Source organism: Citrobacter sp. KTE30, from assembly GCF_000398825.1.
Classification (GTDB): Bacteria; Pseudomonadota; Gammaproteobacteria; order Enterobacterales; family Enterobacteriaceae; genus Citrobacter; species Citrobacter freundii.
This window is the reverse complement of sequence record NZ_KB976056.1, coordinates 346,857-361,335: the sequence shown is the minus strand read 5'-3', so window position 1 is coordinate 361,335 and position 14,479 is coordinate 346,857. Positions and strand designations below refer to the sequence as shown.

17 protein-coding genes are annotated in these 14,479 nt (G+C 48.5%); 5 read left to right on the top strand and 12 right to left on the bottom strand.

Going from position 1 to position 14,479, the window contains the following annotated elements; genetic code table 11:
* Positions 1-96: 96 nt before the first annotated feature.
* Both WC1_RS01700 and misL read left to right on the top strand, forming a co-directional pair.
* The gene (locus tag WC1_RS01700) at positions 97-714 is read left to right on the top strand and encodes a helix-turn-helix transcriptional regulator (protein ID WP_003023988.1); all 618 of its coding nucleotides are present in this window, start codon (positions 97-99) and stop codon (positions 712-714) included.
* Positions 715-788: 74 nt separating this feature from the next.
* On the top strand, positions 789-3,614 hold the full coding sequence (gene misL, locus WC1_RS01705; protein ID WP_016151202.1) for an intestinal colonization autotransporter adhesin MisL: 2,826 nt from the start codon (positions 789-791) through the stop codon (positions 3,612-3,614).
* A gap of 115 nt (positions 3,615-3,729) precedes the next feature.
* Here the strand turns inward: misL and WC1_RS01710 are convergent, their stop codons facing one another.
* The 3 genes from WC1_RS01710 to WC1_RS01720 all read right to left on the bottom strand — a co-directional run bounded on the left by WC1_RS01710 (position 3,730) and on the right by WC1_RS01720 (position 5,094).
* On the bottom strand, positions 3,730-4,104 hold the full coding sequence (locus tag WC1_RS01710) for a Rap1a/Tai family immunity protein (protein WP_016151201.1): 375 nt from the start codon (positions 4,102-4,104) through the stop codon (positions 3,730-3,732).
* Positions 4,105-4,509: 405 nt separating this feature from the next.
* Positions 4,510-4,686, bottom strand: a complete 177-nt coding sequence (locus tag WC1_RS01715) for a hypothetical protein (RefSeq protein WP_016151199.1) — start codon at positions 4,684-4,686, stop codon at positions 4,510-4,512.
* A gap of 117 nt (positions 4,687-4,803) precedes the next feature.
* The gene (locus WC1_RS01720; RefSeq protein ID WP_016151198.1) at positions 4,804-5,094 is read right to left on the bottom strand and encodes a SymE family type I addiction module toxin; all 291 of its coding nucleotides are present in this window, start codon (positions 5,092-5,094) and stop codon (positions 4,804-4,806) included.
* Positions 5,095-5,210: 116 nt separating this feature from the next.
* Here WC1_RS01720 and WC1_RS0123020 point away from each other — a divergent pair, with 116 nt between their 5' ends.
* Complete coding sequence (locus tag WC1_RS0123020; RefSeq protein WP_032948214.1) at positions 5,211-5,402, top strand: toxin-antitoxin system HicB family antitoxin; 192 nt, start codon at positions 5,211-5,213, stop codon at positions 5,400-5,402.
* Positions 5,403-5,407: 5 nt separating this feature from the next.
* On the opposite strand, the gene WC1_RS0123015 is transcribed toward WC1_RS0123020, so the two are convergent.
* A complete protein-coding gene (locus WC1_RS0123015) occupies positions 5,408-5,836 on the bottom strand; it encodes an ASCH domain-containing protein (protein ID WP_050567874.1) in 429 nt (142 codons plus the stop codon).
* Here WC1_RS0123015 and WC1_RS23130 point away from each other — a divergent pair.
* Positions 5,835-6,926, top strand: coding sequence for a hypothetical protein (locus tag WC1_RS23130; RefSeq protein WP_016151196.1), 1,092 nt, complete (start codon positions 5,835-5,837; stop codon positions 6,924-6,926). The two genes, WC1_RS0123015 and WC1_RS23130, sit on opposite strands and share 2 nt — an antisense overlap.
* Before the next feature lie 62 nt (positions 6,927-6,988).
* Positions 6,989-7,594 carry a GNAT family N-acetyltransferase gene (locus WC1_RS01725; protein ID WP_016151195.1) on the top strand — a complete coding sequence of 202 codons (606 nt, stop codon included), beginning with the start codon at positions 6,989-6,991 and terminating at the stop codon, positions 7,592-7,594.
* A 214-nt stretch (positions 7,595-7,808) separates the two neighbouring features.
* On the opposite strand, the gene WC1_RS01730 is transcribed toward WC1_RS01725, so the two are convergent.
* The 8 genes from WC1_RS01730 to WC1_RS01765 all read right to left on the bottom strand — a co-directional run bounded on the left by WC1_RS01730 (position 7,809) and on the right by WC1_RS01765 (position 13,806).
* Positions 7,809-8,831, bottom strand: coding sequence for a virulence RhuM family protein (locus tag WC1_RS01730; RefSeq protein ID WP_016151194.1), 1,023 nt, complete (start codon positions 8,829-8,831; stop codon positions 7,809-7,811).
* A 423-nt stretch (positions 8,832-9,254) separates the two neighbouring features.
* Positions 9,255-11,588 (bottom strand): primase-helicase zinc-binding domain-containing protein, encoded by a 2,334-nt coding sequence (locus WC1_RS01735; protein ID WP_016151193.1) that lies wholly within the window; start codon positions 11,586-11,588, stop codon positions 9,255-9,257.
* Positions 11,589-11,599: 11 nt separating this feature from the next.
* Entirely contained in the window at positions 11,600-11,920 is a 321-nt protein-coding gene (locus WC1_RS01740; RefSeq protein ID WP_016151192.1) for a DUF5375 domain-containing protein, read from the bottom strand.
* Positions 11,917-12,177 carry a hypothetical protein gene (locus WC1_RS01745; RefSeq protein ID WP_016151191.1) on the bottom strand — a complete coding sequence of 87 codons (261 nt, stop codon included), beginning with the start codon at positions 12,175-12,177 and terminating at the stop codon, positions 11,917-11,919. The genes WC1_RS01740 and WC1_RS01745 overlap by 4 nt, the downstream gene beginning before the upstream one ends.
* A gap of 71 nt (positions 12,178-12,248) precedes the next feature.
* Entirely contained in the window at positions 12,249-12,698 is a 450-nt protein-coding gene (locus WC1_RS01750; protein ID WP_016151190.1) for a hypothetical protein, read from the bottom strand.
* Positions 12,691-12,990: a derepression protein gene (locus WC1_RS01755; RefSeq protein ID WP_016151189.1), complete on the bottom strand. Its 300-nt coding sequence runs from the start codon at positions 12,988-12,990 to the stop codon at positions 12,691-12,693. Before WC1_RS01755 ends, WC1_RS01750 begins: the two co-directional genes overlap by 8 nt.
* Positions 12,983-13,543: a host cell division inhibitor Icd-like protein gene (locus tag WC1_RS24250; protein ID WP_016149633.1), complete on the bottom strand. Its 561-nt coding sequence runs from the start codon at positions 13,541-13,543 to the stop codon at positions 12,983-12,985. The genes WC1_RS01755 and WC1_RS24250 overlap by 8 nt, the downstream gene beginning before the upstream one ends.
* Positions 13,540-13,806 (bottom strand): helix-turn-helix transcriptional regulator, encoded by a 267-nt coding sequence (locus WC1_RS01765; RefSeq protein WP_016149632.1) that lies wholly within the window; start codon positions 13,804-13,806, stop codon positions 13,540-13,542. The genes WC1_RS24250 and WC1_RS01765 overlap by 4 nt, the downstream gene beginning before the upstream one ends.
* Positions 13,807-14,479: the final 673 nt, after the last annotated feature.

Sequence of the window (14,479 nt, the reverse complement as noted above, 5' to 3'; positions counted from 1 at the left end):
CACTGTTATTAGCTGACAAGGAATGTCGTACGTGTCGGATTGACACATTTATTTACCAATGAAATATTTATGGAAAAATAACAGGAGTCATTTTTGATGAAGAGATCACCATCACAGAGTGTTCGTTGCATAAGCTGTGAATTATCCTGTCAATTATTTCCGGATGCTGCGGTTCGCGCCAGTTACTGTCACCGTGCCGCTTTTGCTATCTGGCCTGAGGGAAATGGCTTTCTGCAAAAAGGAATTATTGAAAAACTTCTGCTTAATAATCAAAACCATTTGTCGCGCGGGTTTATTTTTGTGGACTTCTCTTTCCCGAACCTGCGCCTGTTTGCCGACCCGCAATGGGTTGATCGTCTGGCTTATAGCGGTATGCATATTGTTTTGATAGCGGACCGGAACCTGGCGCCGTTAGCCAACTACTGGCTGTCGAAAAGCAATAAAATACAAGGGATTATATATTCTGATGATGATGATGACGTACAGCATCAGAAAATGAGACGATTATTTACCGGTCATCTCGCTAACAGTAAACGTGGGCGCACACTCAACTATACAGAAATGATATTACTGAAGCGATTTGTCTCAGGAAAAAGTATTCAGCAAATTACCCAAATAGATAATATTGATATTAAGAAAATATATGTCTATAAGCTCCGGCTTGAAGATAAGTTGGGCCATAGTATTCATAAAATACTATCGAATATTTTATAACGCATTTCTGATTTTTATTATTTCACATCCTTGCGATGTGGTGGACGCTCTACGCCTAATAGCAGGAGGCTAATATGCCAAATCCCAAATCTTACTCTCGTATTGCCATCGCGGTTTCAGCCGCATTAACTTCTATGGTATTTTCGGCCCATGCAGCCTGGATTGATGTTGATAGTCTTCCTTCCAGCGGTCTGGTTAGTAGTCTGCCCCCGGAGTTGCAGGCTTTATTTCCTGCACAGGCGAATGCCAGTTTCGCTAAAACCAGCGCTACGCCGAATTATGTTTATCAATGGAGTGCTGGCACCATTCCTGTTTTTGGCAATGGGTTAACGCTCAATGGGCCAGGAGCAGAAGCCTTCGAGCACTCCATTACCGTTATTCAGAATAGCGCGACGGGTAGCCCAGGCGTTATTTTCGGTGATGACCTGACGATCCGCACACAGTCGAAGAATGCTGCCAACAATGGTAAAGATGTTGACGGTATTCGCACGCACGGGGCCAATACGCCGGATAACCCGGTCTTTATCATCACCGGAGATCGCACCAGCATTTATGTGGACGGTCAGGATGGTGACGGTATTAACGCCGGTTACAACTCCTATAGCCAGGGTTGGAAAGGTTCAGCCAACATATACGTCGGCGACGATCTGTATATTCAAACCACCGGTTATCAGGGGCGTGGTATCACTGCAAACGCAATGAAAGACGCTACGCAGGCCAAAAATACGATTGTCGTCGGCGATCGGGCACACATTGTGACGATCGGTGACAGTTCAGAAGGTCTTCGCACCGGGCAGAGCGGCTCCTCGATCCGCCTTGGTGATGACGCCACTATCGAGACGTCGGGCGCGTCCTCGACAGGGATCTATGCCGCCTCATCTTCCAAAACGGAACTGGGCAACAATGCCACGATTACGGTCAACGGCGTCAGCGCCCATGCGGTTTATTCCACCAATGCAACCGTGAATCTCGGCGAAAACGCGATGATCAACGTAAACAATTCGGCGAAAGCGGCGTCTTACAGCAAAGCGCCACGCGGTCTGTATGCGACTTCACGCGGGGCAATAAACCTGGCTGGCGGCGCCGCCATTACTATGGCGGGCAATCACAGCAATGAAAGTTATGCCATCAGCACCGAAACGGGCGGCTCCGTAGACGGCTCCGCTGGCGGGCGCTTCCTTATCGACGGTGATCTTCACGCCGCTGGCGCGACTGCCGCGACCAGCAGCCTGCCGCAGCAAAACAGTACCATTACGCTCAACATGACCGACAACTCGTTGTGGAGTGGGGCGTCATACATCACCAGCGTCTCGGCCGGAACGGGGGTTATCTCGCTGCAAATGAGCGATGCGACCTGGAACATGACCAACAGCTCAACGCTCACCGACCTGACGCTGAACGGCGGGTCAGTGGTGAACTTTGGGCATACTGACGGCGAACCGTGGCAGACGCTTACCATTAATGAAGATTTCACCGGCAACGGCGGCAAACTGGTTTTCAATACCGTCCTGAATGACGACACCTCCGAAACCGACAAGCTGAAAGTGCTCGGCAACACCGCGGGTAATGCGTTTGTGGCGGTGAACAACATTGGCGGAACCGGGGCGCAGACCGTTGAAGGTATTGAGATCATCGAAGTAGCCGGTAATTCTGACGGTACTTTTGAGAAAGCAGGCCGTATTGTTGCTGGTGCGTACGACTATAACGTGGTGCAAAAGGGCAGCAACTGGTATCTAACCAGCTTTATTCCTGCTCCGCCGGATCCGGAAGAACCGGACCCGGTCGATCCGGACCCGGTAGATCCCATCGACCCAGACCCCGTTGACCCGGATCCGGTTGACCCTATTGACCCAGGTCCTGTCGATCCAGACCCGGTCGATCCGATAATCCCTGAGCCGGAAATACCTGTCGCACCTCCGGTCACCGAGCAGCAATACCGCCCGGAAGCAGGCAGTTATCTGGCGAACAACTACGCCGCTAACACGCTGTTTATGACCCGACTGCACGATCGTCTGGGCGAAACGCAGTACATCGACATGCTGACGGGCGAGAAAAAAGTCACCAGTATGTGGATGCGTAACGTCGGGGCGCATACCCGCTTTAAAGACGGTAGCGGGCAGTTGAAAACCCAAAGCAACAGCTATGTGTTGCAGCTGGGCGGTGATCTGGCGCAGTGGAGTAGCGACGGCCTCGACCGTTGGCACATCGGCGCAATGGCAGGTTACGCCAACAGCCAGAACCACACGCAGTCCAGCCTGACCGGCTACTATTCACGTGGTCAGGTTACCGGTTACAGCGTGGGACTGTACGGCACCTGGTATGCCAATGACGCAGACAAAACCGGCACTTACGTAGACACCTGGATGCTGTACAACTGGTTTGATAACAAAGTGATGGGCCAGGAGCAGGCGACAGAGAAATACAAATCTAGCGGGGTAACAGCTTCTGTTGAAGCGGGTTACAGCTTCAAACTGGGTGAAAACGAGCGCAACAGCTACTGGCTGCAACCGAAAGCGCAGGTGGTATGGATGGACGTGCAGGCCGACAGCCACCGCGAAGCGAACGGTACCCGCGTGAAAGACAACACCGATGGCAACCTGATGACCCGTCTGGGTGTGAAAGCCTTTATCAACGGTCACAACGCCATCGACGACGGCAAATCACGCGAGTTCCAGCCGTTTGTCGAAGCCAACTGGATCCACAACACGCAGACGACCAGCGTGAAGATGGATGATGTGAGCAACGACATGCGCGGCACGAAGAATATCGGCGAGCTGAAAGTGGGCGTTGAAGGTCAAATTACTCCGCGCCTCAACGTGTGGAGCAACGTGGCCCAACAGATCGGCGACAAAGGCTACAGCGATACCCGCGGTATGCTGGGCGTGAAATACAATTTCTGACGGGATTGTAAGTAACAGAAAAGCCGCTGATTAATGGGTCAGCGGCTTTATTTTTTGGGGAAGCGGTAGGTCGGATAAGCGTTAGCGCCATCCAGTAAATAAGCTGCGTACAGCGCTAGCTATTACTATTTTTGTTACAAGCAAGTTCTTTGCCCAAAGCAATCATGGCCAATTCAGAAGGACTGTATTTTGTTCGTTCTTTAGGATGGGTCTGGAGGTAATTACCAACAATATCAGCTTCCTGTCCAATGGTTATGCTTTCATTACAGATGATATTTTCTTTTGATAGTGTCCCCGCTACACCGGCAACAAAAGACATATACATCACTGCTGTCTGTTCATCCCGAACATTCAAATAATCAAAACCTTTCTCATACAACTGATAACCGTGATAAAGCGAGTTGCCGTCGATATTCAATGTCGATTTTGCCAGTACAGGCGTTGAAAAACAGAGCAATAACAAGACAGGAATGGCAATTTTACTGATCATACGAGCACCAGCCGCCCTTATGGTGTGAGCCAGTACCGCCGTGCGGGTGTTCTCCTTTCGGGCATGCGAAAACAGTAGATGATGCGGTGATAGTGACGAGAGCGATAACCATTGCCATGAATACGTTTTTCATATGTAACCCAATAATCTAATTTATTAGAAACGAGGCTGTCCCTTCCTGATTAAAGAAAAAGGATGCCTGTGTATTTTTAGCGGGATTATAATATGGTGTTTATTGTGCTGTCATGTTTATCGTTTGGCATAGGCCATCAGGATAGTATTTTTATTATGATTTTTAGTGTAGTGATTGAATGATTTCTAATGCGTTTCTGATTCATGGATAATGAGTTGCTGCTTCAAATATCATAATTATTGATTATTGCCCGTAAGTTTATAATGCTTTTTTCATTTATTAGGCTCCATTAATTCATCAAAGAAATTATCGCCGTTAACAATATTATCAGAATGAATATCAAATTGTGCACATTGAATCTTGGCTTTCAGTAACTGAATTTTTATTTCTTCGACTTTTTCATCGTCGTCAATCGAAAAGATGGTGTCTGGTTTTTCGTGGTGATTCATTTGTTTGGGTTCCCGTTACACTTTGGCTTCATTTTCCAGGAGAGTAGGCCGGATAAGCACAAGCGCCATCCGGCACCAAGTGAACCTGTAAGTACTGCTTGCATGTTCAGCCGCACTTCACTGTAGAGTCGCCAGCGTGCTCTCAATTCTGTTCAGCTTCTGATTTGCCTCTTGCAGCTCATCCTGCAACCGTTGCTCCTGCTCGCCATAGACCATCAGGACGATACAGCCATTCATCACTTTTACGGTAATCTGTCGCCCGGTATCAAACCCCGCTTCGCGTAGCCACTTGCCGGAAAGAATAATTTTTGGTGTGGATTTGTCGAAAACATTCGGGCGATATCCCACAATTACCGAACGTTCGATTCCGGATTGGTCAGTGTCTGGGGTAGAATGCGAATCAGCCATAATCAACTCCTTGATAGTTGGTGAGGTTAGACGTGTTCCCGCACAACGGGGCGTTGCTAGTGTAGAAGGCTTTTGGTGGCCTCCTATATGATTAAGATAGTTGGATAGGTGGCCACATTTCAATCATATCGCGCGAAAAAAAACCAAAAGGCGGCGGTCAATCGCCGCAGTTCAAAATGCGTATTGATCCGGCATTGAAGGAACAACTTGATGCTGTAGCGGCAGAAGAAGGGGTAAGCCTCGCCAGTTGGTTGAAAGAACTGGCGAGGGAGGCATTACGTAAAAAAGGAATACAACCCAAGAACTAATTATTTTATTCTTCTTTGCTCTGGTTACTGATGATATTTAACAGATGAGTACTAATATACATGTACGACTGAGGAGGTCTGAAGTTTAGTAATTTGTTTCTTAATGTTTCTAAGCTTACTGGGCTTATTACTTGAATATTTTTAATTTTTATGGCATAGGCTTTGTCGTTTTTGATATAATTAAGCATCTCATTTCTCGAAAGGCATGAACGTAGTAAAAGTTCATCAGTAACTTCATACATATCGAATTCAAATATTGAGTCTATTTGAAATGAGCCAATTATTTTTTTCTCTGGGGATGTTGAATATATAAATACATTATTTCCTGCCAAAAATTCCTTACCAATTTTCTTCCTTATTTCAATATCTTTTTTTTGTGTTATAATCTCATGAGAAAACCTCGGTTTTATACTCATAAGGATAGGCTTAACCATGGCTAAAAGTTTCGCTGTTTGGGTTGAAGGTGAAATAGATAATACCCAAAAACAGAATGTTAGTATAGATGAGTTACATATAAATTTTTGGTGTACAAGAAAACCTCTTATCAATTGTATAGATTTTGGAATAAAATTTTCTTACACAGAAAATGATTACAATAAAGACCTGAATCTTAACGTCATCATTCCATTTCCGATCACAGAAGATCGAGTTGAGGATTTGAGTGGGAAGATGGAGGTGAACAAAGATTTGGTTTCAGCTATCTTTAATGATCACATACTGGCGACAAAAAACATAAAAACTAAGCATGTTATTTATAACCTTGCTTCGCAAAAAAACAATCCATTAGCTTTGAATACGAGTTTGGATTTCAATAAGTTAAATGGGCGATATGATAATAGAGCATCAGTAGTTGTAAACCATGAGTTTACGAAGCTTTCATTTAAATTATCAGAGTGTGCTTTAGATAAAACCAGTCATGGTGAAATAGAACATAATGAAAATCTTCAGTACTATATTCGATTTAGATTAAAAGATCTACTGGAAGAGGAAATTAATGCATTAATACACAAGACTGAGAATTCAGATAAGTATCTTACCCCCTTCAAAGATGAGTTGATTGTTATTGATTTTAGAGTTAACGAGCTACGTGTATTGCCAAAAGATGTTCGCATAAGCTTAGCAAACGCAGTTTCATGTCCATCGAAATATCATCTCTTTGTGATCAGAGATGAGACTGATGAATATCAATTGTCACATTCTGGTCAGAGCTTTAAAAAATGTAGAATTCTCGAGGGTGAAACTTGGAAAAAATATTTTGAGGATAATATTTTCAAAAATGAACAGTCATCCATGATCTACCATTGGGAGAAAGATTGTCAGCCTAAAATCAAAGATGCTAAAGAATATGATGATGAAAAAGGTAAAAGCAGCAATATGACGGATTTTATTGCCGTTGCCAAGTTTAGACAGACTGAATCACCTATTTTCACTATATTAATTTACTTGTTTATCGTTATTGTTGTCAGCATTGTTAGTAATGGCGTTTATGATTTTCTAAAAAACTTTATACAAGTTGCGAAATAATATAATGTGCTATATTATTAGGAATGGTATCAAAAAGATGATATTTATATATAGGGGGGGTAATGTATAAAATCAATGAGTTAGATAGAAGCGGTTTGAGAAAACTGCATCTAGATATGCCCCCATCAGTTGGAAATGTTCAACTTATTATGCTGGATAGTTATCAAGATTTTCAAGATAATGAAGTTAGACAATTATTTTCAAATGCTAATCAAAACTATCCATGTTTTGAGAAGTGGTATGACTCAAAACTAGTAAAGGATGCCGTTGTAAATAAAGAAAATTACATTCGCCATTTTAATAATAAGAAAAATGATTCTATATATAGTTATTATAATCATAATGAATCATTGCCAGATGGCCGTTTGGTCTTGGTCGCCGCTGTAAATGAAAAGTTAGCAGGATTATCAGTTTTAAAAATCAGCCCATTAGAACATAAGATATCCACTTTTTTCATAGATAAAAACTTCAATAATATCGGTTTAGGTACACTTCTTCTAAATTGCTCATTATTACTTTTGAATGATAAAGAAGTTAATATTACTGTTAGTGAAGGCGCATTAGATCAGATGACTCCATTTCTAATAAAGAATGGATTCAGAGAGTATAAAAGTGTACCTGATGAATATGTTAAGAATAAAAAAGAAACCCACTTCATTAAAAAATGAAGTTAATGCACACAGAGAAAGTAAAATTGAATCACCTTGCAATCTACCATTCAGTGCAAGTCAAGTAGGTGATTTTAGCGATCACAGGAGTCGTATTTGATACTTAACTCATTGATTTGAAATTGACATTTTTTATTGGATAAATGAGTAACCCCCATAAGAACCCCCAAATGATTTTGCTTGTGGAATTTGGGGGTAGGCGCTGAACTATTTTTTAGGTTCTTTTTTTCCATTGTAGCAAAGCAGCAATATCCTTCTCACCTTCGGCCTCTTTTAAGCGCCGTTGTTGTTCAGCAAACTGACTATATTCCGCCTGCGCTTTTTCATCGGCCATTTTCTTGCTGACTTTACCTGCGCCTTGTAGAACATCACGGTCGTTAAATTGCAGGAACTGATCCAGCTTATCCTGCCAGTCACGCAGAAAGACCTGCTGACGGCGACGGGCCTGATCCTCGGCAAAATCCAGCCACATGTTAACCACGCGATTGAGTTCGCTGACCTCATCTTGGGTGAGATAATTTTTTGCCACCGTCACGTCACCCTTACGTACCTCTTCACCTTTATAGCTGGTCAACCCCATATGCGGCTGGCTGGCGTCAGCTCGCTGATGAATGAGTTCAGCGGCGGTATGGCCGGTACAGGCAAAATGTAGTTTGTTCTGGATGGTTTGAAAAAACTGCGTGGTTTCTTTTAGCGACGGTTGATAGTCGGCGGCTAACGCAAAGATCTCCCGCACCCGTAAATAAACCCGGCGCTCGCTGGCCCGAATATCGCGGATGCGTTCCAGCATCTCATCGAAATAGTCAGGTACAGCCGAAGAACCAACAGGCGGATTTTTCAGCCGCTCATCGTCCATCACAAAACCTTTGATCAAGTATTCCTGGAGTGTTTGGGTTGCCCACTGGCGGAACTGAATGCCGCGGGACGAACGGACGCGGTAACCAACAGCAAGTATTAATGGCAGGCTAAAATATTGAACTTGGTAGTTTTTCCCATCACTGGCAGTTGTTCGGTAAAACCGAACAACTGAATTTTCCTCAAGTTCACCATCTTCAAAAATGTTTTTAATATGCCCGCTAATAGTGGCTTTAGCTTTTCCGTACAGTTCGCAGATCGTTGCCTGAGAGAGCCATAATGTATCGCTTTCAAAGCGGCATTCAACACGTACTCTCCCATCACTGCTGGCAAACATAATAAATTCGCCTGTCGGGGATTGTGGTAGGTGTTTATCTGTCATGTCGCCTCCGTTTTAACCAGACTTATAACGCTGCAATCAACGTAGTATGCCAGAGATCGATCCCGGATATAGAAAGCTAAAAAGAGATGTGATTTAAGAAGAACTAACACGAGGAATTTTGGCGGAAGATCACAGGAGTCAAAAAACACGTGTAACGTAATGTTTTTATTGATTTAAAAATATTTAACACATCAATAATATACACATCGCTATACACATGAGCGGATGTGCTTATTTTTCGCACAAGCTCAAACTACGAAAAAAACTTTTTTTACGGAAAACTGTTCACACTGTTCACTCGCCATTATTTGTCTTTAATTTCAATGTGATATGCTGTGAATAGTCCGTGAACAGTGAACACTTTACTGTTCACTTTCCGGGATTTCAGGTAAAAAAAGACCGGCTGATGCCGGTCCGGGTAGGTTATGTCGCGGTGGTTTCATCGCACCGGGGCAGCCAGTCGGCGTTGCTTTCCTCCCTGAGCGCAAGGTTCGTCTGTATCCCCTGATTTGTTCGTCGCTTACCGTAATTCAGCCCGTACTCTTTCAGCATCGATGACAGCCCTTTGCCGAACATGGTCAGGCTGAGGGTGTTCTTGTAGCCGTGCGCCTCCATGTAAACCAGATAGGCGTGATACAGGTACAGGCGCGGCTGTCGCGGGATGATATTCGCATTCCCCATATACATACCGTCAGGCTCGGGCAGTGCCTCCAGATAGCCACAAAAATCGAATGTCGGGTCAGCGTCGCGCTTGATGCTGAGCGCCTCATCGGAATTCTGCTGCGACTGGAGCAGAGTACGCGCGGTCATCGGGTCGCTGAACGTCTGCATGAGCTGGCGCACGATGACGGCCAGCTCCCGGGCGATTTTATCTTTCAGTTTAGGGTCACGTTCTTCCGGGGCAATCTGTTCCGGGAAGTGCATTATCACCCGGCGACGCGACACCCCGCCGCTGCGGTCGGTGAAGCGCATCGGGTTATTGTTCACGGCCAGTATCACCGCCGGAATATGGGTGGAGTACGCATCGCGGTATTTCGGGTCAACGGAGACCGCATCCCCGCCGGTAATGGCCTTGAGTCCTGCCCCGTCACCGCTCCATTTCTCCTGGTCAGGCAGACGTATCAACGAGAAGCCAATCAGCGCCGCGCGCTCGCGGGGGGATTCCAGCGTCTCGATGGTGGCCGACGTGGCGTTATCTTCCCCGGCGAGCATGGTCGCAATTTCGGCCAGAATACTTTTCCCGCTGCCGCCGGGACCAGTCACTTCGAGAAAGAGCTGCCAGTCGTAGCGGTTCGCCAGCACCATAAACAGTGCGGCGAGTATCACGTCACGTTTATCGGCGCGCGAACCGGCGGCGCGGTCGAGCCAGCGCCAGAAATTCGGCGCGTGCGTCTCCAGCGTTTCCCCCTCGACCGGCGGGGTGAAATCCACATCGCACAGGGTGCGCAGCCAGTGCGTTTTGCTGTGCGGGCTGAATACTCCGCTTTTGGTATCGAGCACCCCGTTGCGAAAGCCAATCAGCCGCCGTGCCGGGGCGTCCTGCTGCGGAATAATCAGTTTCAGGGTGTCGACCACCGAGGCAATTTTCCCCGACGAAAACGGGGCGCGCAGGCGCTGGAACAGCCCGGCCACGTCGCGCGCAAAGTCCGACGGCGGAATGATTTTCCATATACCGGCCTCATAACGGGACAGGAGCTGCCCGTTCGCATCCACCGCCAGCGCTTCGCCGTAATGCTCATGTACCCGCATGGCTTTCTCACTGGTGCTCATGGCGGTAAATTCCGCCTCGCTCATGGTGCTGAACGGGCTGTCAGCCGGTGGCCGGATGGCGTCATACATGGCTTTACGCGTGGCCTCTCCGCCGTGCTGTGTGTACGCATCATTCCAGTCACCGAACACCGGCGGCAGGGCGACCACGCCCTCGCAGGACTCTGCGGCCGCAGACGCTTTGGTCTGGCCGTCGCCGTTAAGGTCACGGTCGGCGGCCAGCACAATCCGGCAGGCCGGATATTTGTGACGGGCAAGGCTCGCCAGAGAAAGGAGGTTCACCGACGACAGCGCCACCATGACGGTTTCGCCGGTCAGGTGATGCACGGTGAGCGCGGTCGCGTAGCCCTCCGCTATCCACAGCCGTTTTCCCGCCTCTTTTTTCCCGTCGAGAATATGACACGCCCCTTTCACCTGACCGCCTTTCAGGGTGCGTTTGAGACCGTCCGCGTTAATGAGCTGGACGTTAACCAGTGCGCCGCTATCGTCATACAGCGGGACAACCACATCACCGGCGCGGTAAGTCACACCGCCGGTTTTATGCAGGGTGGTGAGCGTCAGACATTCCCGGTCGGGGAAGCCCTTGCGGGTGAGGTAGGCGTTGCCGGTGGCCGGTCGGGCTTTCTCCGTCAGTTTTACGGCCAGCGCGGCGGCGGCTTTGCGGTCTGCCTCAGTTTCAGCGTCTGCGGCCGCAGTCAACTCCGGGGAAACCGGCGGCAGGTTGCCGGTCACGGCGTTCACCTTCCCGGCGGCCTCGGAGGCCGATACGCCGAATACTTTCTCAACCAGTTTCAGACCGTCTCCCGCGCCGCACTGGTTACAGAACCACGTCCCGCGCCCCTCTTTATCATCAAAGCGAAAGCGGTCGGAGCCGCCACACACCGGACAGGCCTGATGGCGGTTTTTGATGACCGTTACCCCCAGCGCCGGGAGAATGCTCGGCCAGTGGCCGCACGCCTGTTTTACGGTGTCCGTTACGTTCATTTTCATGGTGCTTTCCCTCAGTGCAGTGCCGGTGCGGTGATATGGCGGGCGCAGAGTTCATCCATCACGGCCAGCCCGAGAAAGGACAGCGACGGGGCGGCCTTGAGTGGTCCGGCTTCCATTAAATCTTCGAGCAGGGCACAGGCAATCTGACGGCCTTTTTCCTCGCCGTGCTGGCGCAGGTAGAAGCCCTCCAGCTCGGCCGCAATGGCGCTTTCCAGCGTACTGAGTGTGAGCTGCGGGTAGCGGTGCTGACGTTCGCACAGGGTCAGCCAGGCACAGGCGACCGCCCGGCGGTAAAGCGCAGCGCGCAGAACGGGAGATAATGCGGTTTTCATACACTGCCCTCCCCGGTCAGCCAGTGCTGATTGCAGCGGTCGACCACGCCGTCAAGCCGGGCAGTCATGAGGTAAATCACCGAGGTGAGCTGAAGCTGCTGTGCCGGATTGTGGCGCAAAGAGGTGCAGTCCTGCACCTGCATCAGGTCGCCGACGAGCTGGCCGACATTGCGAAGATGTTCGAGACATTCAAGGTCTGCCCGGCTGATAGTGGGCTGGTTTATATTCTGCGGCCGTTCCGTACTGTTAACAGGCATTATTTCGTCTCCTGAGGACGTGCGTATCCCTGCGCAGATACGCACATTTTATTTTTGGGTGTCGTTTTTAATTACAGATAATGGCGGTAGCTGTTATCCGGTTTTATTTCCGTTTCCGGCCTGAAATTATTCCGCCATTTATGCGCCACCGGCGCCGGACGTTTAACCGGGGGAATATCATCAGGATAGTTATCGATATTCCTCGCCCGGTATTGCTGTAATGCCGGGTCGGCTGCTATTTCGCGCAATACGGCATGGCGGTTGTCAGGGTTGCGCTTAAATACATCGGGATGCTCACAGGTAAAGTCCCGCAAAAAACGACTGAGCGGAATTTCTGCCATACAGCCACCGGCAATAATACGAATGAGGATGGTGTAGGTGCGCCGGTACGGGTTCCAGACCAGCCCCGGACAGCGGTACGGCATATCCCACGGAATACCGTCGGCCAGCACGCCCGACACCACCACATCAGGAAATCCTGTACAGCGATATGTTTCGCCCGGCTGAGGGAAATCAAACATGGTGCTCCCCTCCGTTTCCCGACGTCGTGGCGAGAAAGTCACGGCACAGGCCTTTGGCTTTCAGTTCTTCCAGGACGTAGCTGACGTCCTCATGGATATAACTAAAAATCTGCGGCAGGTATAGCTGGTGTAAACCGTTCAGTTCACGGCGCAGCAAATCTCCTCCCACGAACTGTGAGACGGCGCTGGCGCGATTGAGTTTATGGTACGCCTCAATGCTGAGGTGTTCCTGCATGGGGTTAAGGTCATCACGACGCGCTGAGACGGTCTGAGGGGTGTTTTTATTATGCATGTGACACCTCCATAACCGGCAGACGGGCGGCAAGGGAAAGCACGTATTCCCGGACAAGGGTGCGGCGGGCGGCCAGCTCGTCACCGGCAACGGTGCGGAGCATACAGATACGGGGTTTACGGTCTGCGCGACGGACGGCGGCAAACATAAAGACAAACTGCGGGTGTGACGGGGTGAGGGTCGCAGCCATGATGGCAATCTCCATTGAGTAGCGGTTGCTGCTACCACCGGAAACGCCAATTTCACTGGTGGCAGCCCGAACGGGGTTGGCGTAACCGGCCTCAATGAATACCGGCCAGCCCGAAGGCTGCCCCGCCCGGACTACCATTATCTGACAGGAACCGTGGTGTACGCATAAACACCACAGCCCGGAAAATGGGTGTGTCTGAGCTACGACATAAAAAAAGACGCATAGCGCGTCTGTTGTCGCCATTGAGTTACACGGAACGCCAATTCCGGCTGTCGATTTTGCGACAGCGACGAAACTGTACCAGGAAACACACAACGGATGCAAGCCAGAAAAAGGGGCTTTGTGAAAACGGCTCTGATTCATGCGTCGTATTTCCGGTTGCGGTGCGCGACACGCTCTTCCATCCACGCCGTGATTTCAGACTGCAGCCAGGCGACATTTTTACCCCCGAGGGAAACCTGCGCCGGGAAAGCATTGCGGGCGATTAAATCGTAGAGCGTGGAGCGGGACAGGCCGCACTGATGAATGACTTCCGGGAGACGTAAAAAACGCTCCTGAGCCGGGGCTGAAACCGGCATCGGGTGCGCGGTGGTGGGGGAAGATGGTACTGATGAAACTGTGTGCATAACGCTACCTCGTTAATATCCGCAGAGATCCGGACGTGTCCGTCCGGTATCAGGTAGCGCTCTATTTTGTGAATATTTTTTCTCAATGCAACAGGGGGAAATTGTACAAAGCACGGAACAACGGGTGCTGTTTTTTTACTCAAGACCATTTAAAGGCACTGGAAGGAGTTATAAGGCACTGGAGATTTCAAAAGTGAAATGCAAATTGATTTAATCACCCTAACAGCATGAATTAATAGGATATACCGCATAAAATTTACATTCGGGATGTTCAGACCAGTGAACAGTAGTGAACAGTTGGTGAACACTTTCCTCTCAACTGTTCACTCTTTAATTTATTGTTTTACTTATATTTTTATACTGAGTGAACAGTAGTGAATAGTTATATGTAAAAAAACAAACAGAGAGAGGGGTTTACCTGCGACCTTTCTCTGGCCAGCCGGGTTTTTAAGTCCTGTTTGTGCCATGTCTGCGACAACGGCAATGAATCGAGTTGTTGTCTGAGGGACGGCAGAATGGCGTCAGGTTGAAAACACAGAGAGAACCCGACGATGAAACCAGATTTGTTTACCGCAGTAATGAAAACCATCGGCAGTACGCAGGATGAGAACATCCGCACGGCCATTGACAGCGCACTGGATACCCTTAACGAGAAAGCAAACCAGAACGCAGA